This is a genomic window from Stutzerimonas xanthomarina DSM 18231, from assembly GCF_900129835.1.
Classification (GTDB): domain Bacteria; phylum Pseudomonadota; class Gammaproteobacteria; order Pseudomonadales; family Pseudomonadaceae; genus Stutzerimonas; species Stutzerimonas xanthomarina.
The window spans coordinates 161,148-180,597 of sequence record NZ_FQXA01000008.1 but is presented as its reverse complement, the minus strand read 5'-3'; the positions used below and the strand labels follow the sequence as shown (position 1 = coordinate 180,597).

The 19,450-nt window shown below is 60.5% G+C and carries 19 protein-coding genes and 2 pseudogenes; 17 read left to right on the top strand and 4 right to left on the bottom strand.

Features of this window, described 5'->3' with window-relative positions:
* A pseudogene (locus BUE09_RS20705) lies at nt 1–196 on the top strand (hypothetical protein); the annotation flags it as partial.
* A gap of 613 nt (nt 197–809) precedes the next feature.
* Nucleotides 810–1,961, top strand: a pseudogene (gene tssA / locus BUE09_RS18915) (type VI secretion system protein TssA); the annotation flags it as partial.
* A 127-nt stretch (nt 1,962–2,088) separates the two neighbouring features.
* On the opposite strand, the gene typA reads toward tssA, so the two are convergent.
* Both typA and thiI read right to left on the bottom strand, forming a co-directional pair.
* Nucleotides 2,089–3,909: a translational GTPase TypA gene (gene typA, locus BUE09_RS18910; RefSeq protein ID WP_073303479.1), complete on the bottom strand. Its 1,821-nt coding sequence runs from the start codon at nt 3,907–3,909 to the stop codon at nt 2,089–2,091.
* A 167-nt stretch (nt 3,910–4,076) separates the two neighbouring features.
* Nucleotides 4,077–5,531 (bottom strand): tRNA uracil 4-sulfurtransferase ThiI, encoded by a 1,455-nt coding sequence (gene thiI / locus BUE09_RS18905; RefSeq protein ID WP_073303477.1) that lies wholly within the window; start codon nt 5,529–5,531, stop codon nt 4,077–4,079.
* A gap of 339 nt (nt 5,532–5,870) precedes the next feature.
* On the opposite strand from thiI, the gene glnA reads away from it, so the two are divergent.
* The 5 genes from glnA (at nt 5,871) to ntrC (ending at nt 11,303) form a co-directional block, all read left to right on the top strand.
* The gene (gene glnA / locus BUE09_RS18900; protein ID WP_073303475.1) at nt 5,871–7,277 is read left to right on the top strand and encodes a glutamate--ammonia ligase; all 1,407 of its coding nucleotides are present in this window, start codon (nt 5,871–5,873) and stop codon (nt 7,275–7,277) included.
* 185 nt (nt 7,278–7,462) lie between these two features.
* Nucleotides 7,463–7,990, top strand: coding sequence for a DUF4124 domain-containing protein (locus tag BUE09_RS18895; protein ID WP_073303473.1), 528 nt, complete (start codon nt 7,463–7,465; stop codon nt 7,988–7,990).
* Nucleotides 7,987–8,619, top strand: a complete 633-nt coding sequence (locus tag BUE09_RS18890) for a DUF4124 domain-containing protein (RefSeq protein WP_073303471.1) — start codon at nt 7,987–7,989, stop codon at nt 8,617–8,619. The genes BUE09_RS18895 and BUE09_RS18890 overlap by 4 nt, the downstream gene beginning before the upstream one ends.
* 168 nt (nt 8,620–8,787) lie before the next feature.
* Nucleotides 8,788–9,870, top strand: coding sequence for a nitrogen regulation protein NR(II) (glnL, locus tag BUE09_RS18885; RefSeq protein WP_073303469.1), 1,083 nt, complete (start codon nt 8,788–8,790; stop codon nt 9,868–9,870).
* Nucleotides 9,867–11,303 (top strand): nitrogen regulation protein NR(I), encoded by a 1,437-nt coding sequence (gene ntrC, locus BUE09_RS18880; RefSeq protein ID WP_073303467.1) that lies wholly within the window; start codon nt 9,867–9,869, stop codon nt 11,301–11,303. Before glnL ends, ntrC begins: the two co-directional genes overlap by 4 nt.
* Nucleotides 11,304–11,332: 29 nt before the next feature.
* Here the strand turns inward: ntrC and BUE09_RS18875 are convergent, their stop codons facing one another.
* A complete protein-coding gene (locus BUE09_RS18875; protein WP_073303465.1) occupies nt 11,333–11,788 on the bottom strand; it encodes a hypothetical protein in 456 nt (151 codons plus the stop codon).
* Here BUE09_RS18875 and trmL point away from each other — a divergent pair.
* The 4 genes from trmL (at nt 11,787) to BUE09_RS18855 (ending at nt 14,864) form a co-directional block, all read left to right on the top strand.
* The gene (gene trmL, locus BUE09_RS18870) at nt 11,787–12,248 is read left to right on the top strand and encodes a tRNA (uridine(34)/cytosine(34)/5-carboxymethylaminomethyluridine(34)-2'-O)-methyltransferase TrmL (RefSeq protein ID WP_073303463.1); all 462 of its coding nucleotides are present in this window, start codon (nt 11,787–11,789) and stop codon (nt 12,246–12,248) included. The genes BUE09_RS18875 and trmL overlap by 2 nt on opposite strands.
* A gap of 251 nt (nt 12,249–12,499) precedes the next feature.
* Nucleotides 12,500–13,036, top strand: coding sequence for an ATP-dependent protease subunit HslV (gene hslV, locus BUE09_RS18865; RefSeq protein WP_073303503.1), 537 nt, complete (start codon nt 12,500–12,502; stop codon nt 13,034–13,036).
* A gap of 28 nt (nt 13,037–13,064) precedes the next feature.
* Entirely contained in the window at nt 13,065–14,411 is a 1,347-nt protein-coding gene (gene hslU / locus BUE09_RS18860; RefSeq protein WP_073303461.1) for an ATP-dependent protease ATPase subunit HslU, read from the top strand.
* Nucleotides 14,412–14,489: 78 nt separating this feature from the next.
* A complete protein-coding gene (locus BUE09_RS18855) occupies nt 14,490–14,864 on the top strand; it encodes a gamma-butyrobetaine hydroxylase family protein (protein WP_073303458.1) in 375 nt (124 codons plus the stop codon).
* 106 nt (nt 14,865–14,970) lie between these two features.
* On the opposite strand, the gene BUE09_RS18850 is transcribed toward BUE09_RS18855, so the two are convergent.
* Complete coding sequence (locus BUE09_RS18850) at nt 14,971–15,249, bottom strand: polyhydroxyalkanoic acid system family protein (RefSeq protein ID WP_019340495.1); 279 nt, start codon at nt 15,247–15,249, stop codon at nt 14,971–14,973.
* 174 nt (nt 15,250–15,423) lie between these two features.
* Between BUE09_RS18850 and ubiE the strand changes: the two genes are divergently transcribed.
* From ubiE to tatA, 6 genes are read left to right on the top strand one after another with little or no spacing between them, the layout of a single operon-like run.
* Nucleotides 15,424–16,194 (top strand): bifunctional demethylmenaquinone methyltransferase/2-methoxy-6-polyprenyl-1,4-benzoquinol methylase UbiE, encoded by a 771-nt coding sequence (gene ubiE, locus BUE09_RS18845; RefSeq protein WP_073303501.1) that lies wholly within the window; start codon nt 15,424–15,426, stop codon nt 16,192–16,194.
* Entirely contained in the window at nt 16,194–16,817 is a 624-nt protein-coding gene (locus tag BUE09_RS18840) for a ubiquinone biosynthesis accessory factor UbiJ (RefSeq protein ID WP_073303456.1), read from the top strand. Before ubiE ends, BUE09_RS18840 begins: the two co-directional genes overlap by 1 nt.
* The gene (gene ubiB, locus BUE09_RS18835) at nt 16,814–18,424 is read left to right on the top strand and encodes a ubiquinone biosynthesis regulatory protein kinase UbiB (RefSeq protein WP_073303454.1); all 1,611 of its coding nucleotides are present in this window, start codon (nt 16,814–16,816) and stop codon (nt 18,422–18,424) included. The genes BUE09_RS18840 and ubiB overlap by 4 nt, the downstream gene beginning before the upstream one ends.
* 49 nt (nt 18,425–18,473) lie before the next feature.
* The gene (hisI, locus tag BUE09_RS18830; protein WP_073303452.1) at nt 18,474–18,869 is read left to right on the top strand and encodes a phosphoribosyl-AMP cyclohydrolase; all 396 of its coding nucleotides are present in this window, start codon (nt 18,474–18,476) and stop codon (nt 18,867–18,869) included.
* Nucleotides 18,862–19,194 carry a phosphoribosyl-ATP diphosphatase gene (locus BUE09_RS18825; protein ID WP_019340500.1) on the top strand — a complete coding sequence of 111 codons (333 nt, stop codon included), beginning with the start codon at nt 18,862–18,864 and terminating at the stop codon, nt 19,192–19,194. Before hisI ends, BUE09_RS18825 begins: the two co-directional genes overlap by 8 nt.
* 24 nt (nt 19,195–19,218) lie before the next feature.
* Entirely contained in the window at nt 19,219–19,449 is a 231-nt protein-coding gene (gene tatA, locus BUE09_RS18820; protein ID WP_073303450.1) for a twin-arginine translocase TatA/TatE family subunit, read from the top strand.
* Nucleotide 19,450: the final 1 nt, after the last annotated feature.

Below are 19,450 nucleotides of genomic sequence, written 5' to 3'. Positions count from 1 at the left end.
TGATAATCTTGCTGACTACCAGTCTTACCTCACAAGCACCCACACGAATTGCTTGATTCAGTTGTTAAAGAGCGTTTCGATCAAGTCTTTCGTCTTAACCGAGGCCGCGCATTCTACAGCAGCCTTGTGTCTCGTCAAGCTGTTTTTGAAGAAGTTTTTCTTTCTTCTCAACCGCTTGCGCTTCCGATCAACCTAGCGTCTCTCGTCAGCGGGAGGCGAATCATACAGCGTCTAAAACCGCTGTCAACCACCTCTTTCAACCGCCTCCGATCAACCTGACCGAAGCTGCCAACAGCGCGAAACCACCACCCTGTCGGCCCGGCGCATTCTACTCGAATTTGCCGTCCGCGCAAGCCTTTAATTTCGCTAACTTCTTGATTTACAAGAGTTTTCGCCAAAGGCCTGCACCGGAGAAGGTGCGCATTATAGGGGCTCAGAACGTCACGTCAACGGTTTTCTGAGTTTCGGAGATACGTATCTTCTAGCTCGCGTTTTCTATCTATATAGAGAGACATCTTCTTGCTTGAGCACTGGCGCTCCCGGCATCGAAGGTGGAGCGACCAATAATCCGAACAGAGGTTCATCTTTATCGAGCGCCAATAAGTTAACTACTGCTCATCTCGGCCACACCCCCTGCGTCTTCGGTCGCTCTATCGCCTTAGATGGAAACCACTTCACAGTCGGGTTCACTCTTCCTGCCTAGCATTCGCACCTCAATGACGTGCAGGGTTTTGGCACGTAGCAAGTCGTTGCGCATGAAGCGCACCTGCAAAGCACAACGCTTAGGCAGGCATCAGTCGAGTCAGGGAATGACGTTTTCAAGCAAGCTAGCCGCTTATGTATTGGCGGTAGCGAAAGCTCCCATCACAGCCACCTGCTTCGCGGGCGAAGATGTTCGCTATGCCGCTGCGTATGAGCTGCTGGAGCAGGAGCTCGGCAAGGCGTCGTCATTGCACGCTGCGGGGTCCATAGACTGGGAAGCCGTGCGCGAAGGCAGCGAAGACCTGCTTAGCACCCAAACGAAAGATTTACGTATTGCGGCTTGGCTGACCTGGAGCCTGTATCAGCGTGATTCGTTTCTCGGATTGCATGCTGGCCTGTCCATGCTCGGCTTCTTCTGTCGCGACCATTGGGACGATATCCACCCACGCAAGGACCGCACTCGTACCGCTGCGATCACCTGGCTGGTCCCTCGCATGGAACAGGTGCTCGCAGACCATGTGCCGATGGGCGAACAGCTCCCACTGTTCGAACAGATCGCGGTCGAGCTGCGCAGCCTCGAAGGCTGCCTGGCGGCGAAGCTCGGAACACAGGCGCCGCTCCTATTACCTCTATGCCGCCGACTCGAGGAAATGGTCAAACGAGCCGGCGCTGCGCATTCGCAGCCAGGAGCTGTCGGTGCAGCTATAGCCCAGGTCAAGCAGGTAGCGGCGCAGGTATTCACGGCCACCACCCCGGTCGAGCACGAGAAAGACGCCCACAAGAGCCTGCGCAGCTTGCAGGATCAAGCCCGACCACTTTGCGGCTGGTGGCTCAAGCAGAAAGCCACCGACCTCAAGCCGCTACGGTTGGCTCGCACCCTGCTTTGGCTGTCCATCGATAGCCTTCCCGAACGCAACGCCGAGCAGATCACAGCGCTACGGGGCATTCCGGCAGACAAACTCGCCAGCTATCGCGAGCGTTTTTCGCAGGGCCTATACGCCGGTTTATTAGCAGACTTAGAAGCCAGCATCGCCCGCGCGCCGTTCTGGCTCGATGGTCAGCGTCTAGCCTGGGAATGCTTGAGCGAGCTAGACGCTGAACAGGCGATGCGCGAGGTTGAGATTCAGCTCGCCCTGTTTCTGCAGCGCATGCCGGGCCTCGACGATCTGCGCTTCCATGACGGAGCTCCATTCGCTGACGCCGAAATACGCACAGCAAGCTTGCCCCATATCGATAGCTCTAAGGTTAGTCAGACCTCCGACTGTATCGGGTCAAGACGCGAAGCCGTACGCCAGCCGTGTCGGCTCGGCCAATACTCTTTCGCCAAATAGCAAAAAGCCCCCGCCGGCTCTCGCCGGCGGGGGCTTTCATTAACCAAAAGCTATATCAGTTCTTAGCTTTCTTCGCAGCACGGTTGCGCTCGCCTTCGTCGAGGATCTTCTTGCGCAGACGGATCGACTTCGGGGTCACTTCGCACAGCTCGTCGTCCTGGATGAACTCCAGAGCCTGCTCAAGGGTGAAGCGAACCGGCGGAACCAGGGCAATGGTTTCGTCCTTGCCCGAAGCGCGCATGTTGTCGAGCTTCTTGCCTTTGGTTGGGTTGACGCCCATGTCGTTGTCACGGCTGTTCAGGCCGACGATCTGACCGTTGTAGATTTCCTGGCCGTGCTCGACAAACAGCTTGCCGCGCGCCTGCAGGGTTTCCAGGGAGTAGGTCAGCGCCTTGCCGGTATCGATCGATACCAGTACGCCGTTCTGGCGGCCGGACATCTGGCCGGACTTCATCACGTCGTAACGGTCGAAGATCGAGGTCAGGATGCCGGCGCCGTTGGTGATGGTCAGGAACTGGTTACGGAAACCGATCAGGCCACGGGCCGGGATGTTGTATTCAAGACGAACACGGCCCTTGCCATCCGGAACCATGTTACTCAGGTCGCCCTTACGCAGGCCCATTTCTTCCATGACCTTGCCCTGGGCTTCTTCAGGGATGTCGATGGTGACGTTCTCGAACGGCTCGTGCTTGGCGCCATCGACTTCACGAATGATCACTTCGGGACGGCCTACGCCCATCTCGAAGCCTTCGCGGCGCATGTTTTCGATCAGTACCGACAGGTGCAGCTCACCACGGCCGGAGACCTTGAACTTGTCAGCCGAGTCGCCTTCTTCGACGCGCAGCGCCACGTTGTACAGCAGCTCCTTGTCCAGACGCTCCTTGATGTTACGGCTGGTGACGAACTTGCCTTCCTTGCCGCAGAACGGTGAGTCATTGACCTGGAAGGTCATGGAAACGGTCGGCTCGTCAACGGTCAGCGGCTTCATCGCTTCGACGTGGTTCTGATCGCACAGGGTGTCGGAGATGAACAGCTCATCCATACCGCTGATGCAGACGATGTCGCCGGCAGTGGCTTCTTCGACGTCGACACGGTGCAGACCGTGGTGACCCATCAGCTTGAGGATACGGCCGTTACGCTTCTTGCCATGCATGTCGATCGCGGTGACCGGAGTATTCGGCTTGACCTTGCCGCGGGCGATACGGCCGACACCGATAATGCCGAGGAAGCTGTTGTAGTCCAGAGCGGAAATCTGCATCTGGAACGGGCCGTCGATGTCGACCTTCGGCGCCGGTACGTGGTCAACGATGGCCTGGTACAGCGGGGTCATGTCTTCGGCCATGTCGGTGTGATCCAGACCGGCGATGCCGTTCAGCGCCGAGGCGTAGACGACCTGGAAGTCCAGCTGCTCTTCGGTGGCGCCCAGGTTGTCGAACAGGTCGAAGATTTGATCCAGCACCCAGTCAGGACGCGCGCCCGGACGGTCAACTTTGTTGATCACGACGATCGGACGCAGGCCGGCTTCGAAAGCCTTTTTGGTCACGAAGCGGGTTTGCGGCATCGGGCCGTCTTGCGCGTCGACCAGCAGCAGCACGGAGTCAACCATCGACATCACGCGCTCGACTTCACCGCCGAAGTCGGCGTGGCCAGGGGTGTCGACGATGTTGATGCGGTACTCGTTCCAGCGAATGGCGGTGTTCTTGGCCAGGATGGTGATGCCGCGTTCTTTTTCCTGGTCATTGGAGTCCATTACACGCTCGTCGTTAAGCTCGGCGCGCTCCAGGGTCCCGGACTGACGCAGGAGCTTGTCGACCAGGGTGGTTTTGCCATGGTCAACGTGAGCAATGATGGCGATGTTACGTAGATTCTCGATCACAGTAGTGGTCTCGTAGTTGGATTGGACTGCACGGCAAATGCCTCAAGCGGCCCAACGCGAAAAATTGGATGAAGGGAAGAGCTCGTTAACGACGTGTCGCGGCAATTTAGCCGCGAAGCGGGTCGGGAGGGCGGTGGCGGATACTGCCGCCCAGCAGGCCGGGCTGTTTAGCTCGGACGATAAACGCGCACATTGACATGCCCCTCGCTCAACAAATGATGAGCATGCAGGCGGCTCATGACACCTTTATCGCAATACAGCAGGTACTGGCGATTCACGTCCAGCTCCTTGAAACGGTTGTTCAGTGCATAGAACGGCAGCGTATGCACTTCGATGCCCTGCAGTTGCAGAGGTTCGTCCTCGGCAAGGTCAGGATGGCGAATGTCGAGCACCACCTGCCCGGCACTCGCCTCGATGACTTCTTCAACTTGCAGATCCTGGCCCAGCTCGTCGATCACTCGGTCGATGGCCACCTGGCGCGTGTTTGCCATGGCGCGCTCGAGCACCGCCATGTCGAACTGCTTTTCTTCGTGTTCGATGCGGTAACGCTTGGCCTTGGTGGTCGGGTTCTTCGAGATCACGCCGCAATACTCGGGCATGTTCTTGGCGAACTCGGCGGTACCGATCTCGAACGCGGTGTCGATGATGTCCTGCTTGTGGCTGGCGATCAGCGGGCGCAGCACCAGCATGTCGGTGGCCGAGTCGATCACCGACAGGTTCGGCAGCGTCTGACTCGACACCTGGGAAATCGCCTCGCCAGTGACCAAGGCGTCGATGTGCAGCCGCTCGGCAATCTCGGTCGAGGCGCGCAGCATCATTCGCTTCAGGACCACCCCCATCTGACTGTTGTCGACCTTTTCGAGAATCTCGCCGACTACTTCTTCGAAGGGCACGCTGATGAACAGTACGCGATGCGAGCTGCCGTACTTCTTCCATAGATAGTGGGCGACTTCCATCACGCCGAGCTCATGTGCGCGGCCACCGAGGTTGAAGAAGCAGAAGTGGGTCATCAGCCCGCGGCGCATCATCTGGTATGCGGCCACGGTAGAGTCGAAGCCGCCAGACATCAGCACCAGCGTCTGTTCCAGCGCGCCCAGTGGATAGCCGCCGATGCCATCATGCTGTGCATGCACGACAAACAGGCGCTGGTCGCGGATTTCCATGCGCACTTCTATTTCAGGCGCCTTCAAGGAGATACCGGCAGCACCGCACTGAATGCGAAGCTCGCTGCCAACATGGCGCTCGACATCCATCGAACTGAACGGGTGCTTGCCCGCCCGTTTGCAGCGAACGGCAAATATCTTGCCTGCCAAGCGGTCAGCATAGTGCGCCTTGCACTTGGCGAGGATGTCATCCAGATCGCCCAGCGGGTATTCGTGCACTTCCAGGCAATGGGCGATGCCCGGTGTGCAGCGCAGGCGCTCAATCATCTGCTGCAGGGTTTTCGCGTCGCTGAGCGCGGTTTCCACCTCAACGTTGTCCCACACCCCATCCACCCGCAATTCGGGATCGAGGTCGCGCAGCACGGTACGGATGTTCTTCGCCAATTGACGTATGAACCCCTTGCGCACCGGCGGGCTCTTGATGGTGATTTCGGGGAAAACCTTGACGATCAGCTTCATGGATAACAGCGCAGCGCCAGCATGGCGTGAAAAGAGGGGGGCGGAGTATATCGGAAATTGATCAAGCTTTAGGCAGTTTTATCAAACGCACCTTATGCTGCACTGAAATTGAACAACCCCAAGCAATGCCGCACCAATACAGTGCAGGAAAACCCCGCTGTGCGGCGCTGCGTGCGGCGCTTGTACGGCAAGCCCCCATCTGCAGGCATCCAGCGCCAATACAGAGCACTGGCATGCAATTTGCTCTCTTGTGAGGCAGATCGCCTTGGCGGAACATCGCCGCCCGGCTTCACCCTGATTCGGAAGCTCCAGTCACGCTTCCACCACTTGGAGAACACCATGTCGAAGTCGCTTCAACTGATCAAAGATTACGATGTGAAGTGGATTGATCTGCGCTTCACTGATACCAAAGGCAAGCAGCACCACGTCACTATCCCGGCTCGTGATGCTCACGACGAAGATTTCTTTGAGCATGGCAAGATGTTCGACGGCTCTTCCATCCATGGCTGGAAGGGCATCGAAGCCTCCGACATGATCCTGATGCCGGTTGATGAAACCGCCGTGCTGGACCCGTTCACCGAAGAGCCGACCCTGATTCTGGTCTGCGATATCGTCGAGCCGAGCACCATGCAGGGTTACGACCGTGACCCGCGCTCGATTGCCAAGCGCGCCGAGGAATTCCTCAAGTCCACCGGCATTGGCGACACGGTATTCGTCGGCCCGGAGCCCGAGTTCTTCATCTTCGACGAAGTGAAGTTCAAGTCCGACATTTCCGGCTCGATGTTCAAGATCTACTCCGAGCAAGGCTCCTGGATGACCGACCAGGACGTTGAAGGCGGCAACAAGGGCCATCGTCCAGGTGTCAAGGGCGGCTACTTCCCGGTTCCGCCGTGCGACCACGACCATGAAATCCGTACCGCCATGTGCAACGCCATGGAAGAAATGGGTCTGGTCATCGAAGTGCACCACCACGAAGTGGCCACTGCCGGCCAGAACGAAATCGGCGTCAAGTTCAACACGCTGGTCAACAAGGCCGACGAAGTTCAAACCCTGAAGTACTGCGTGCATAACGTGGCGGATGCCTATGGCAAGACCGCGACCTTCATGCCGAAGCCGCTGTATGGCGACAACGGCTCAGGCATGCACGTGCACATGTCCATCTCCAAGGATGGCAAGAACACCTTCTCTGGCGAAGGCTATGCCGGCCTGTCCGACACGGCGCTGTACTTCATCGGCGGCATCATCAAGCACGGCAAGGCGTTGAACGGCTTCACCAACCCGTCGACCAACTCCTACAAACGCTTGGTTCCCGGCTTCGAAGCACCGGTGATGCTGGCCTATTCGGCGCGTAACCGTTCTGCCTCCATCCGTATTCCGTACGTGTCGAGCCCGAAAGCCCGCCGTATCGAGGCGCGCTTTCCGGACCCTGCCGCCAACCCATACCTGTGCTTCGCCGCACTGCTGATGGCTGGCCTGGACGGCATCCAGAACAAGATTCACCCTGGCGATGCGGCCGACAAGAACCTGTACGACCTGCCGCCGGAAGAAGGCAAGCTGATTCCGCAGGTGTGCGGCAGCCTGAAGGAAGCCCTGGAAGAGCTGGACAAGGGCCGCGCGTTCCTGACCAAGGGCGGCGTGTTCAGCGATGACTTCATCGATGCCTACCTCGAGCTGAAGAGCGAGGAAGAAATCAAGGTCCGCACCTTCGTGCATCCGCTGGAATACGACCTGTACTACAGCGTCTAAGCCAGTCCGCGTGACAGAAAAGGCCTCCTTCGGGAGGCTTTTTCGTTTCTGCGATGTCACTAGCCAGCAGCCCCCTCGTTACGGCAAGCGGCCGGAGTGGCGTCGATCGCAAATCGCAACGGTTGCACTTGCCTAGCTGCCGGAGCGGTGCAAGGCTTCCAGTCATCCCTAACGCGGAGCTTCCTATGCGCATTGCATTGTTCGGCCTGCTGCTCATCGTCATCGCCCCCGCCATGGCGCAGATCTACAAATACACCGACGACAAGGGCAACACTGTCTTCACTAATCAACCTCCCGAGGGCGTCGAGGCAAACGCTGTCGATCTTCCACCCGCCAACACCGTGAACATCAAGACGCCTGACGCCCCGCCACCCCTTGCCAACGAGCAACGCAGCGAGGGACAACAGCAGCCCTATCGGACTCTCGCGATCGGTGGCATCCCGGATGAGCAGGCGTTGCGCGCAAACAGCGGCACCTTTGTGGTCAACGCCCAACTCGACCCGCCGCTAAAGCAGGGCCACCAGATCCGCTTCCTGCTCGACGGCGTTCCCCAGGCAGAACCCAGCACCACGACTGCGCTGCAGCTGACCAACGTGGATCGCGGAACCCACCTGCTCGAGGTGCAGGTGCTCAGTGGCGGGCAGGTCGTGCAGCAGGCCGAGGAACAATTCACCGTTCAGCGGGTGCACACTTCAAGCCCGGCACGTCGATGAGGCGCGCTTTGCGGCTTGGCCTGTTCGGCCTGTTGCTGACGCTAACGCTACCCGCTGGCGCGGCGATCTACAGTTATATCGACGCCGAGGGTAATCGAGTTTTTACTGATCGCCCCGCGGGCCACGCAGCCGAGCCGGTCGAGACCAAACCGGCCAACAGCATGGCAGCCCAGCCCGTACCGCCACCAAAGCAGGCGATTAAGGTGCTCAAGCCAACCACGCCCGGCTACACCTTGCTCGATATCGTGCAACCCATTGCCGATGCCACCATCCGCAACAATGCCGGCGAGCTGACAGTCAGCGTGACCAGTAATCCCGCTCTGCATCCCGGTCACCAATATCGCGTGTTACTCGATGGCGCCCCGGCAGGCGCGCCGGGCGAGAGCCCTGTAGTGATGCTGCAAAACGTCGACCGAGGCAGCCATCAGCTGATGGTCGACGTTATCGACAGTCAAGGTGAGAGCCTGCAGTCCAGCGCGCCCCGCGTATTCCACATGATGCGCACCTCGCTTGTGCAGCGCCGCATGGTCAACCCATGCAAGAAGGGCGACTACGGCGTCCGCCCCGAGTGCGCGTTGAAAGACAAGCCGAAGGAAAAGAAAGACATTCCATTCGTGCCCTTTCTATGATCATTCTATGCACCGGAATGGTGCATAGATTCAGCCATCTGATTTAGCGCCGCCCTTCTCGTTCGACGCCCCGCTCTGGAGCCCTAGTGCTCACGGCGCCGTGCCCGAAATGGTGCGCATTGGTTTGCTTCTTGCATTTGCTGCCTTACACCCCGGACGCAGACTGTCATGATCAACGAAGCCCTACAGCGCCTGCTGATCGAGAATCTCACCACCGCGACCCTGCTGCTGAACTCAAGGTTGCGCCTGGAATACATGAACCCCGCTGCCGAGATGCTGCTGGCAGTCAGCGGCCAGCGCAGCCACGGCCAGTTCATCAGCGAACTCTTCACTGAATCCTCCGAAGCCTTGGCTGCATTGCGCCTCGCTGTCGAAGAAGCGCATCCATTCACCAAGCGAGAAGCGACATTGACCTCCGCCAGCGGGCAATCGCTGACCGTGGACTACGCCGTGACGCCGGTGCTGACGAAGCAGGAGACGATGCTCCTGCTGGAAGTGCTGCCACGCGACCGGCTGCTGCGTATCACCAAGGAAGAGGCGCAGCTGTCCAAGCAGGAGACCACCAAGATGCTGGTTCGTGGCCTCGCCCATGAGATCAAGAATCCGCTCGGCGGTATACGCGGCGCCGCCCAGCTGCTGGCACGCGAGCTACCCGAAGAGCACCTCAAGGACTACACCGAAGTCATTATCGAGGAGGCTGATCGTCTGCGAAATCTGGTCGACCGCATGCTCGGTTCGAACAAGCTGCCATTGCTGGCGATGACCAACATTCACGAGGTTCTCGAACATGTCGCCAGCCTGATCGAAGCCGAATGCCAGGGCAGCCTCATTTTGGTGCGCGACTACGACCCGAGCATTCCCGAAGTCCTGATGGATCGCGAACAGATGATTCAAGCCGTGCTCAACATCATGCGCAATGCCATGCAGGCGCTTGCCGGGCAATCCGAACTGGGGCTCGGCCGCCTGACGCTGCGCACTCGCTCGCTGCGCCAATTCACCATCGGTCACATTCGCCATCGCCTGGTGGCGCGGATCGAGATCATCGACAACGGTCCGGGCATCCCCGCCGGACTACAGAACACCCTCTTCTACCCGATGGTCAGCGGCCGTCCTGACGGCACCGGGCTCGGCTTGGCCATCACCCAGAACATCATCAGCCAGCACCAGGGCCTGATCGAATGCGAAAGCCATCCCGGGCATACCGCGTTCTCGATCTTCCTACCGCTGGAACAAGGAGCACCAACCGCATGAGTCGCAGCGAAACTGTCTGGATTGTTGACGATGACCGCTCCATCCGCTGGGTTTTGGAGAAAGCGCTGCAACAGGCGGGCATGACCACGGAGAGTTTCGACAGCGCCGATGGCGTACTGGCGAAGCTCGCGCGGCAACAGCCGGACGTGATCATTTCTGACATCCGCATGCCCGGCATCAGCGGCCTCGACATGCTCGCGCAGATCCGCGATCTCTACCCGCGCCTGCCGGTGATCATCATGACCGCGCATTCAGACCTGGACAGCGCCGTTGCCTCGTATCAGGGCGGCGCCTTCGAGTACCTGCCCAAGCCATTCGACGTCGATGAAGCAGTGTCCCTGGTCAAGCGCGCGAATCAGCATGCGAAAGAGCAGCAAGGCCTCAAGCCGCCAGCCGACCAGCGCCACACGACGGAAATCATCGGCGAGGCACCGGCGATGCAGGAGGTATTCCGCGCCATTGGTCGCCTTTCCCACTCCAACATCACGGTCTTGATCAATGGCGAGTCCGGCACCGGCAAAGAACTGGTCGCCCACGCCCTGCACCGCCACAGCCCGCGTTCGGCATCGCCCTTCATAGCGCTGAATATGGCCGCGATCCCCAAGGACCTGATGGAGTCGGAGCTGTTCGGTCACGAGAAAGGCGCCTTCACCGGCGCCGCCAATCAGCGTCGCGGCCGCTTCGAGCAGGCCGATGGCGGCACCCTGTTTCTCGACGAAATCGGCGACATGCCCGCCGACACCCAGACCCGCCTCCTGCGCGTACTGGCTGACGGCGAGTTCTATCGGGTCGGCGGTCACATACCGGTCAAGGTCGACGTGCGCATCGTTGCTGCCACCCACCAGGACCTTGAAACCCTGGTACAGGCCGGCAAGTTTCGCGAGGACCTGTTCCATCGGCTGAACGTCATTCGCATCCACATCCCCCGCCTGTCCGACCGCCGCGAAGACATCCCGACGCTGGCCGCGCATTTTCTCGCCAGTGCCGCTACCGAATTGGCAGTCGAGACCAAGCTGCTCAAGCCTGAAACCGAGGAATACCTGCAGAACCTGCCGTGGCCAGGCAACGTTCGGCAGCTTGAGAACACATGCCGCTGGATCACGGTAATGGCGTCCGGGCGCGAGGTGCATGTCGATGACCTGCCACCGGAGCTGCTCAATCAACCGGCCGATGCCATGCCGTCGAACAATTGGGAGCAGGCGCTGCGCCATTGGGCCGACCTGGCGCTGACTCGGGGCCAGTCGAACCTGCTCGACGAGGCCGTGCCGGAATTCGAGCGCATCATGATCGAAACCGCGCTCAAACACACCGCCGGGCGGCGCCGCGATGCGGCCCTGTTGCTAGGCTGGGGGCGGAATACCTTGACGCGCAAAATCAAGGAACTGGGCATGGGCGGAGACAGCGCGGACGAGGACGAGGGAGACGAAGGCTGACCCGGCAACCGCGGTCAAACCGGCTCGCTTCAACGCGACCTGACCTTGACCAGCAAGCGCCACTCGCCATCGATCTTCTTCCCCGACCAGCTGGCTACAAGCGGTCGGGTCGCCACGAAATGCAGCAGCAACCCCTTCTCTGTCGCCTGCACACGCCAAGCCGCACTGGTGCCCTCGATTTCAACACGCCCGGCATCGGCACTGCCCGTGGACTGAAAGAGCATCCCGACAGCGCCATCGACGTCCTGACTGTAGAGCTCCGCCTCGCGGTTGAACCATAGCTGCAGTCCACTCGCTATCGGCTCGACGCGCAACAACTCCACCGGTTCCGGCCGAAAGATGTGACCAAGGAACGAGCCGAACAACAGCCCGAGTAACACCAGCGAGCCGAAAAAGCGCCGGCGAATGCGACGTAGCGGGTCGCCTGCCGCAGGGTCGCCTGCCGCAGTAGAATGCCGGTCGTTTTCAGAGTCGGTGCCGCGCATGTTCCATGTAATCCTTTTTCAACCGGAGATTCCGCCGAATACCGGCAACATTATCAGGCTCTGCGCCAATGCCGGCTGCAGCCTGCACCTGATCGAGCCGCTGGGCTTTGAGCTGGATGACAAGCGGCTGCGCCGCGCCGGGCTGGATTATCACGAGTACGCGCCGCTCAAGCGACACGCCGATCTCGACAGCTGCCTCGAGAGCCTCGGCCACCCTCGCCTGTTCGCCTTCACCACCAAGGGTTCGCAGCCGTTTCATCAGGTTCAGTTCCAGCGCGGCGATGCCTTCCTGTTCGGACCCGAGAGCCGCGGCCTACCGCCAGAGATCCGCGATGCATTGCCGAGCGAGCAGCGCCTGCGCCTGCCGATGCGCCCAGACAGCCGCAGCCTGAACCTGTCCAACACCGTTGCCGTCGCCGTTTACGAGGCCTGGCGGCAGCTGGATTTCGCGATGCAATAGGCGGCTCCGCGCATCTTTAGCGCGCATGCTGCTGTGCCTCATAGCTCATCGCCCTGCGAGCCCCCGCGCCATAGGGCCGACCCCAGCGGCTGGTAAGGTGCCGCCTGACAATCTCACCCCCTGATCCGCGCCGATAGGCAGGACAGCGCATCGGGGGACGCGAATCCCGAACGCCGGTTGAAATGCGTGGCAGCGTCCCCCATATCAACCGCATTCGGGCATTCATCGCCCCGCTGCGTGGAGATTTTCCTTTGACCACCATCGTTTCAGTGCGCCGCAACGGCAAAGTCGTCATGGGCGGCGACGGCCAGGTTTCCCTCGGCAACACCGTCATGAAAGGCAACGCCAAGAAGGTCCGGCGCCTGTATCACGGCCAGGTCCTGGCCGGTTTCGCGGGTGCCACCGCCGACGCCTTCACCCTGTTCGAGCGCTTCGAGGGCCAGCTGGAAAAACACCAAGGTCACCTCGTGCGCGCTGCCGTCGAGCTGGCCAAAGACTGGCGGACCGACCGTTCGCTGAGCCGCCTGGAAGCCATGCTCGCGGTTGCCAACAAGGACGCTTCGCTGATCATCACCGGTAACGGAGACGTGGTTCAGCCGGAAAACGACCTGATCGCTATGGGCTCCGGCGGCGGTTTCGCCCAGGCCGCCGCCATGGCATTGATGCAAAAAGGCGACGAGAGCATGTCCGCGCAGGACATCACCGAAACCGCGCTGAACATCGCCGGCACCATCTGCGTCTTCACCAATCAGAACTTGACCATCGAGGAGCTCGACAGCGCGGTCTAACCGCCCTCGAGTCCCGGAGTACCGCACCATGTCCATGACGCCCCGCGAGATCGTCCACGAACTCAACCGCCATATCATCGGCCAGGACGACGCCAAACGCGCCGTCGCCATCGCCCTGCGCAACCGCTGGAGGCGCATGCAGCTTTCCGCTGAGCTGCGCCCGGAAGTCACGCCGAAGAACATTCTGATGATCGGGCCGACCGGCGTCGGCAAGACTGAAATCGCCCGTCGCCTGGCCAAGCTGGCCAATGCGCCGTTCATCAAGGTTGAAGCGACGAAATTCACCGAGGTTGGTTATGTCGGTCGTGATGTCGAGTCGATCATTCGTGATCTAGCCGATGCCGCATTGAAGATGCTGCGCGAGCAGGAAGTGGTGAAGATGCGCCATCGCGCTGAGGATGCGGCTGAAGAACGCATCCTCGACGCGCTGCTGCCGCAGGCCCGGCCGGCTGGCTTCAACGATGAACAACCCACGCAGAGCGCCGACTCCAATACGCGCCAGCTATTCCGCAAGCGTTTGCGCGAAGGCCAGCTGGACGACAAGGAAATCGATATCGAAGTAGCCGAGAGCCCGGCTGGCGTCGAAATCATGGCTCCGCCGGGCATGGAGGAGATGACCAATCAGCTGCAGAACCTGTTCTCCAATATGGGCAAAGGAAAGAAGAAGAGCCGCAAGCTGAAGATCAAGGACGCGCTCAAGCTGGTCCGCGATGAAGAGGCCGCGCGCCTGGTCAATGAGGAAGAGCTCAAAGCCCGTGCCTTGGAAGCGGTGGAGCAACACGGCATCGTCTTCATCGATGAGATCGACAAGGTCGCCAAGCGCGGCAATACCAGCGGCGCCGATGTGTCCCGCGAGGGCGTGCAGCGCGATCTGCTGCCACTGATCGAAGGCAGCACGGTCAACACCAAGCTGGGCATGGTCAAGACTGACCATATCCTGTTCATCGCCTCGGGCGCGTTCCACCTGTCCAAGCCCAGCGACCTGGTACCGGAACTCCAGGGTCGCCTTCCGATCCGCGTCGAGCTCAAGGCGCTGTCGCCGGAAGACTTCGAGCGCATCCTCACCGAACCGCACGCCTCGCTGACCGAACAGTACCGCGAGTTGCTGAAAACCGAAGGACTAGAGATCGAATTCGCCGCCGACGGGATCAAGCGTTTGGCGGAAATCGCCTGGCAGGTCAACGAGAAGACCGAGAACATTGGCGCTCGACGCTTGCACACGCTGCTCGAGCGGCTGTTGGAAGAGGTCTCGTTCAGCGCTGGCGATCTGGCCGGACAGCAGAACGGTGAGCCGATTCGCATCGATACCGCTTACGTCAACAGCCACCTCGGAGAACTGGCCGAAGACGAAGATCTATCGCGCTACATTCTTTAAAAGCAGCTGGAAGCTGAAAGCCTGTCGCTGGAAGTAGAAGCGCTGGCTTCAGGCTTCAAATTTCAACGGAGCAGGCCCATGCGTATCCCCACCGCGATCAAGCTTCGCAAGGCATCGAAAACGCTGGAGCTGGAGTACGGTTCGGAGCAGCGCTACGTGCTAACCGCCGAATTTCTGCGCGTGCACTCCCCTTCCGCCGAAGTGCAGGGACATGGCAATCCGATCCTGCAGACCGGCAAGATCAACGTTGCGCTCGAAGGCATCGAGCCAGCCGGGCAATACGCGCTGAAGTTGATCTTCAGCGACGGCCACGACAGCGGCCTGTATACCTGGGATTACCTGCATCATCTGGCCGTCGACCATCAACAGCTGTGGGCCGATTACCTCAATGCGCTGGCTACCGCGGGGAAGTCTCGAGACCCGGATATCTCGCCAGTGAAGATGATGCTTTAAAGGCGAATCGTAAGACGCTGGTAGGGTGAATCGCGATTCATCGTCCCACCGGCAGGCAACACGGCGGATGTAAAAAACGACATCCACCCTTACGACCGAGCCAGCGTCAGGCTGCCAGCGCCTTGTCCAAGGCGCGCTCGATCTGCGCCTGAACGCTGGCGCCCATGGCCGACATCAGCAGGCCGAGATTGAGCAACACACGGACCCGGTCTTCCTCCACCTCGATACGCCCGTCCGCGCCGCTGCGGCGTACTTCCAGTACGTCACCCTTCCACTCGCAGCGCACGCCGAAATCACGCTCCAGCTTCGCCGCCAGCTGCTCCGCCTTCTCACGCGCGGCGTCCCGGCCAAGGCTGTGGTTGCGCTCGACGATGATGCGGGCCATGGCGGCTCCTGACTGGCTGTTGAAAAAGGCGCGCACTATAGCAGTTGCGAAGCCCGAGCCAGCTGCCAGGCTGCCTCCGCCAGTCATGGGCTGCGCTGACTTGCCGCTCGCGGCTTGGCGCTCAACGATGCTTTTAGGTTTAGAATGCCGGCACATTCTTCCGGTGAAAGTGACATGACCGATCCCCGCAAAGAGCGTGACGCAGAAGCCACCACCCACTTCGGCTACAAGAACGTGCCGGAGAGCGAAAAAGCGCAGAAGGTGGCAGAGGTATTTCATTCTGTAGCCGCCAAATACGATCTGATGAACGACCTGATGTCTGGCGGCGTGCATCGCCTCTGGAAGCGCTTCACCATCGAGCTGTCCGGTGTCCGTCACGGCAACCGCGTGCTGGATATCGCCGGCGGCACTGGCGACCTGGCGCGCCAGTTCTCCCGTATCGTCGGCCCGACTGGCGAAGTGGTGCTGGCCGATATCAACGCCTCGATGCTCAAGGTCGGCCGTGACCGTCTGCTGGACAAGGGGGTGGCCGGCAACGTCAAGTTCGTCCAGGCCGACGCCGAGAAGCTGCCGTTCCCGGACAACCACTTCGACGTGGTCACCATCGCCTTCGGCCTGCGCAACGTGACGCACAAGGAAGACGCCATTGCGTCCATGCTGCGCGTGCTCAAGCCCGGCGGGCGGCTGCTGGTTCTGGAATTTTCCAAGCCGACCAATCAGCTGTTCTCGAAAGCCTACGATGCCTACTCGTTCAGCCTGTTGCCAATGATGGGCAAGCTGATCACCAACGATTCCGAGAGCTACCGCTACCTGGCCGAATCGATCCGCATGCATCCGGATCAGGAAACGCTGAAGGGCATGATGGCAGACGCCGGCTTCGAGCGCGTCACTTACCACAACATGACCGGCGGCATCGTCGCACTGCACCGCGGCATCAAGCCCTGATGTTGCGCGCTGCCCTGCTGGCCGGCGCTGAGCGCGGCCTCAACCGCGTTCTGCGTCTGGATCCGACCGCCCTGCCGCGGCTGGCCAGGCTCAGTGGCCGGATCATCGAAGTAGACTGCACGGCACCGGCGTGGAAACTGTTCATCCTGGCCGATACCGATGGCCTGCGGTTAGCGACGCAATGGGGCAGCGAGCCGGATTGCCGCCTGCGCGCTTCCGCCACTGACCTGCTGCGCCTGGCGACCAACCGCAACAAGACGGCCATCCTGCATGGCCCAAATGTCGAAATCGACGGCGACAGCGGCGTGCTGATGAGCCTCGCCGAAGTTCTGCAGGATCTCGACCTGGACTGGGAATACGAGGTATCGCGTTGGCTGGGTCCGGTCGGCGCGCATCTGCTCGGTTCCAGCGCGCGGAGCCAATCCGCCTGGTTGCGACAAACTGCGGATAGCCTGCAGCTGAACCTGAGCGAATACCTCAGCGAAGAATCACGCACACTGGTCGGCATAGCCGAGGCTGAAACGCGCTTCGCTGAGCTTGACCGACTCAAGCTCAGCCTCGACCGACTCGAAGCCCGCATCGAGCGGCTTACCCACTCCCAGAAACCAGACCGACCCGAATGAAGCTGTTCGCCGCGGCCCGCCGCCTGTTTCGCATCCTGCTGGTGGTGATCCGCTACCGCCTGGACGATATTATTCTAGATCTGCCGATGCCGTGGTGGCTGCGCTCAACCAGTTACCTGCTGCCATGGCGTTGGCTGCCGCGCCGGCGCACCGAGCTCTCGCGAGGGGCGCGTCTGCGCCTGGCACTGGAAGGGCTGGGGCCGATCTTCATCAAGTTTGGCCAGATTCTTTCGACCCGCCGCGACTTGCTGCCGCTGGATATCGCCGAAGAGCTGGCCATGCTTCAGGATCGGGTACCGCCGTTCGACTCCGCAGTCGCCACAGCACTCATCGAGCGCGAGCTCGGTGCGCCAGTCGGCGAGGTGTTCGCGCGGTTCGACAGCAAGCCACTGGCGTCCGCCTCGGTCGCCCAGGTGCATGCGGCCAAATTGCGCAGCGGCGAAGAAGTCGTGGTGAAAGTAGTGCGGCCGAACCTGCGCCCGATCATCAGCCAGGACATTGCCTGGTTATTCCTGCTGGCGAAGACGGCCGAACGCGCCTCCAACGAGGCGCGCCGCCTGCATCTCGTGGAAGTGGTCGACGACTACGCCAAGACCATCTACGACGAGCTCGATCTGTTGCGCGAAGCGGCTAACGCCAGCCAGCTCAAGCGCAACTTCCAAGGCTCGCCGCTGCTCTACGTCCCACAGGTTTACTGGGACTACTGTCGCCCGCAGGTGCTGGTGATGGAGCGCATCTACGGCGTGCCGGTGACTGACATGAAGCGCCTCGCCGAGCAGCGCACCGACATGAAACAGCTGGCCGAGCGCGGCGTGGAGATCTTCTTCACCCAAGTCTTCCGGGACAGTTTTTTCCATGCCGACATGCACCCCGGCAACATTTTCGTCAGCACGCACCAGCCGTGGAACCCGCAATACATCGCGGTCGACTTCGGTATTGTCGGCAGCCTTACGCCGGAAGATCAGGACTACCTGGCGCGCAACCTGATGGCCTTCTTCAAGCGTGACTACCGCAAGGTGGCGCAGCTGCATATCGACTCGGGCTGGGTACCTGCAGAGACCAAGGTCAACGAATTCGAGGCGGCGATCCGTACCGTTTGCGAGCCCATCTTCGAGAAGCCGCTGAAGGACATTTCCTTCGGCCAATTGCTGGTGCGCCTGTTTCAGGTTGCCCGTCGCTTCAACATGGAGGTCCAGCCGCAGCTGGTGTTGTTGCAGAAGACGTTGCTCAACATCGAAGGCCTGGGCCGCGAGCTGTACCCGGAACTCGACCTGTGGACCACCGGCCAGCCGTACCTGGAGCGCTGGATGCGCGAACGGATGAGCCCGAAGCAGTTGTTGAAGAATGCCCAGGCGCAGATCGAGCAGCTGCCGCATCTGGCCGGCATGACCCGCGAGCTGCTCGAGCGCATGTCGGGACCCCATGCGAATAACCCGCCGCCGCCCTGGCAAGAGCACCATCGGCACTGGCCATTGCGCCTGATCGGCGCTGCGCTGCTGGCCGGAGGTGCCACGCTGGCGGCCACCGTCGAGAGCTTTTCCGCGCTGGCGACCTGGCCCGCCTGGCTGATGCTGGCAGCCGGCATCTACATCGTGGTGCGCCGATAGCCAGCGGTCGGGCAGGCTGGCACACTGCGCGTACAGAGTGGAGAATTCGATGAACTGGCTGGACCAAATCAACTGGAACGAAGACGGGCTGGTACCGGCGATCGCCCAGGACCATCAAACCGGGCGCATCCTGATGATGGCCTGGATGAACCGCGAAGCGCTGGAGCTGACCGCTGCGGAGCACCGCGCCATCTATTGGTCACGTTCGCGTGGCAAGCTATGGCGCAAGGGCGAAGAATCCGGCCACGTGCAAAAGCTCCATGAACTGCGCCTGGACTGTGATGCCGACGTGATCGTGCTGATGGTCGAGCAAGTCGGCGGCATCGCCTGTCATACCGGTCGCGAAAGCTGCTTCTACCGGGTCTTCGAGAATGGCGATTGGAAGACAGTCGAGTCGGTTCTCAAGGACCCGCGCACGATATACGCGGGGCACGCACATGAGTGATACTTTTTCCCGTCTGGCCGAGGTGCTGGAAGCCCGAAAAGGCGCCGCGGCAGACAGTTCCTATGTAGCCAGCCTCTACCACAAGGGACTTAACAAGATTCTCGAAAAGGTCGGCGAAGAGTCGGTGGAAACCATACTGGCAGCAAAGGATGCTGCAGCCAGTGGAGACGCCAGCGACCTGATCTACGAAACCGCCGACCTCTGGTTTCACAGCCTGGTGATGCTGGCGGCACTGGACCAACACCCGCAGGCGGTGCTGGACGAACTGGACCGGCGTTTCGGTCTCTCTGGGCATGCGGAAAAAGCCGCTCGCCCACAATCCTGATAAATAACTCTGGAGTACTACAGCATGGGTTTTGGTGGAATCAGCGTCTGGCAACTCCTGATCGTTCTGCTCATCGTGGTCATGCTTTTTGGCACCAAGCGCCTCAAGGGCCTGGGCTCGGATCTCGGCGATGCAATCAAGGGGTTCCGCAAGTCCATGGGTACCGATGAGGAAAAACCCGGTGTCGAGGAGAAACAGAGCCACACCATCGATGCCGAGGCCCGCAAGGTCGAAGAACCGACGAAGAAGAACTGAG

Excerpts from the sequence above, each read along its gene's own strand:
- BUE09_RS18825 (WP_019340500.1), top strand. The coding sequence starts at position 18,862 with ATGAGTGATACTTTTTCCCGTCTGGCCGAGGTGCTGGAAGCCCGAAAA.
- BUE09_RS18840 (WP_073303456.1), top strand. The coding sequence starts at position 16,194 with ATGTTGCGCGCTGCCCTGCTGGCCGGCGCTGAGCGCGGCCTCAACCGC.
- thiI (WP_073303477.1), bottom strand. The coding sequence starts at position 5,531 with ATGAAGCTGATCGTCAAGGTTTTCCCCGAAATCACCATCAAGAGCCCG.
- BUE09_RS18855 (WP_073303458.1), top strand. The coding sequence starts at position 14,490 with ATGCGTATCCCCACCGCGATCAAGCTTCGCAAGGCATCGAAAACGCTG.
- ubiE (WP_073303501.1), top strand. The coding sequence starts at position 15,424 with ATGACCGATCCCCGCAAAGAGCGTGACGCAGAAGCCACCACCCACTTC.
- glnL (WP_073303469.1), top strand. The coding sequence starts at position 8,788 with ATGATCAACGAAGCCCTACAGCGCCTGCTGATCGAGAATCTCACCACC.
- BUE09_RS18890 (WP_073303471.1), top strand. The coding sequence starts at position 7,987 with ATGAGGCGCGCTTTGCGGCTTGGCCTGTTCGGCCTGTTGCTGACGCTA.
- BUE09_RS18850 (WP_019340495.1), bottom strand. The coding sequence starts at position 15,249 with ATGGCCCGCATCATCGTCGAGCGCAACCACAGCCTTGGCCGGGACGCC.
- BUE09_RS18875 (WP_073303465.1), bottom strand. The coding sequence starts at position 11,788 with ATGCGCGGCACCGACTCTGAAAACGACCGGCATTCTACTGCGGCAGGC.
- ntrC (WP_073303467.1), top strand. The coding sequence starts at position 9,867 with ATGAGTCGCAGCGAAACTGTCTGGATTGTTGACGATGACCGCTCCATC.
- trmL (WP_073303463.1), top strand. The coding sequence starts at position 11,787 with ATGTTCCATGTAATCCTTTTTCAACCGGAGATTCCGCCGAATACCGGC.
- hisI (WP_073303452.1), top strand. The coding sequence starts at position 18,474 with ATGAACTGGCTGGACCAAATCAACTGGAACGAAGACGGGCTGGTACCG.
- tatA (WP_073303450.1), top strand. The coding sequence starts at position 19,219 with ATGGGTTTTGGTGGAATCAGCGTCTGGCAACTCCTGATCGTTCTGCTC.
- BUE09_RS18895 (WP_073303473.1), top strand. The coding sequence starts at position 7,463 with ATGCGCATTGCATTGTTCGGCCTGCTGCTCATCGTCATCGCCCCCGCC.
- ubiB (WP_073303454.1), top strand. The coding sequence starts at position 16,814 with ATGAAGCTGTTCGCCGCGGCCCGCCGCCTGTTTCGCATCCTGCTGGTG.
- glnA (WP_073303475.1), top strand. The coding sequence starts at position 5,871 with ATGTCGAAGTCGCTTCAACTGATCAAAGATTACGATGTGAAGTGGATT.
- hslU (WP_073303461.1), top strand. The coding sequence starts at position 13,065 with ATGTCCATGACGCCCCGCGAGATCGTCCACGAACTCAACCGCCATATC.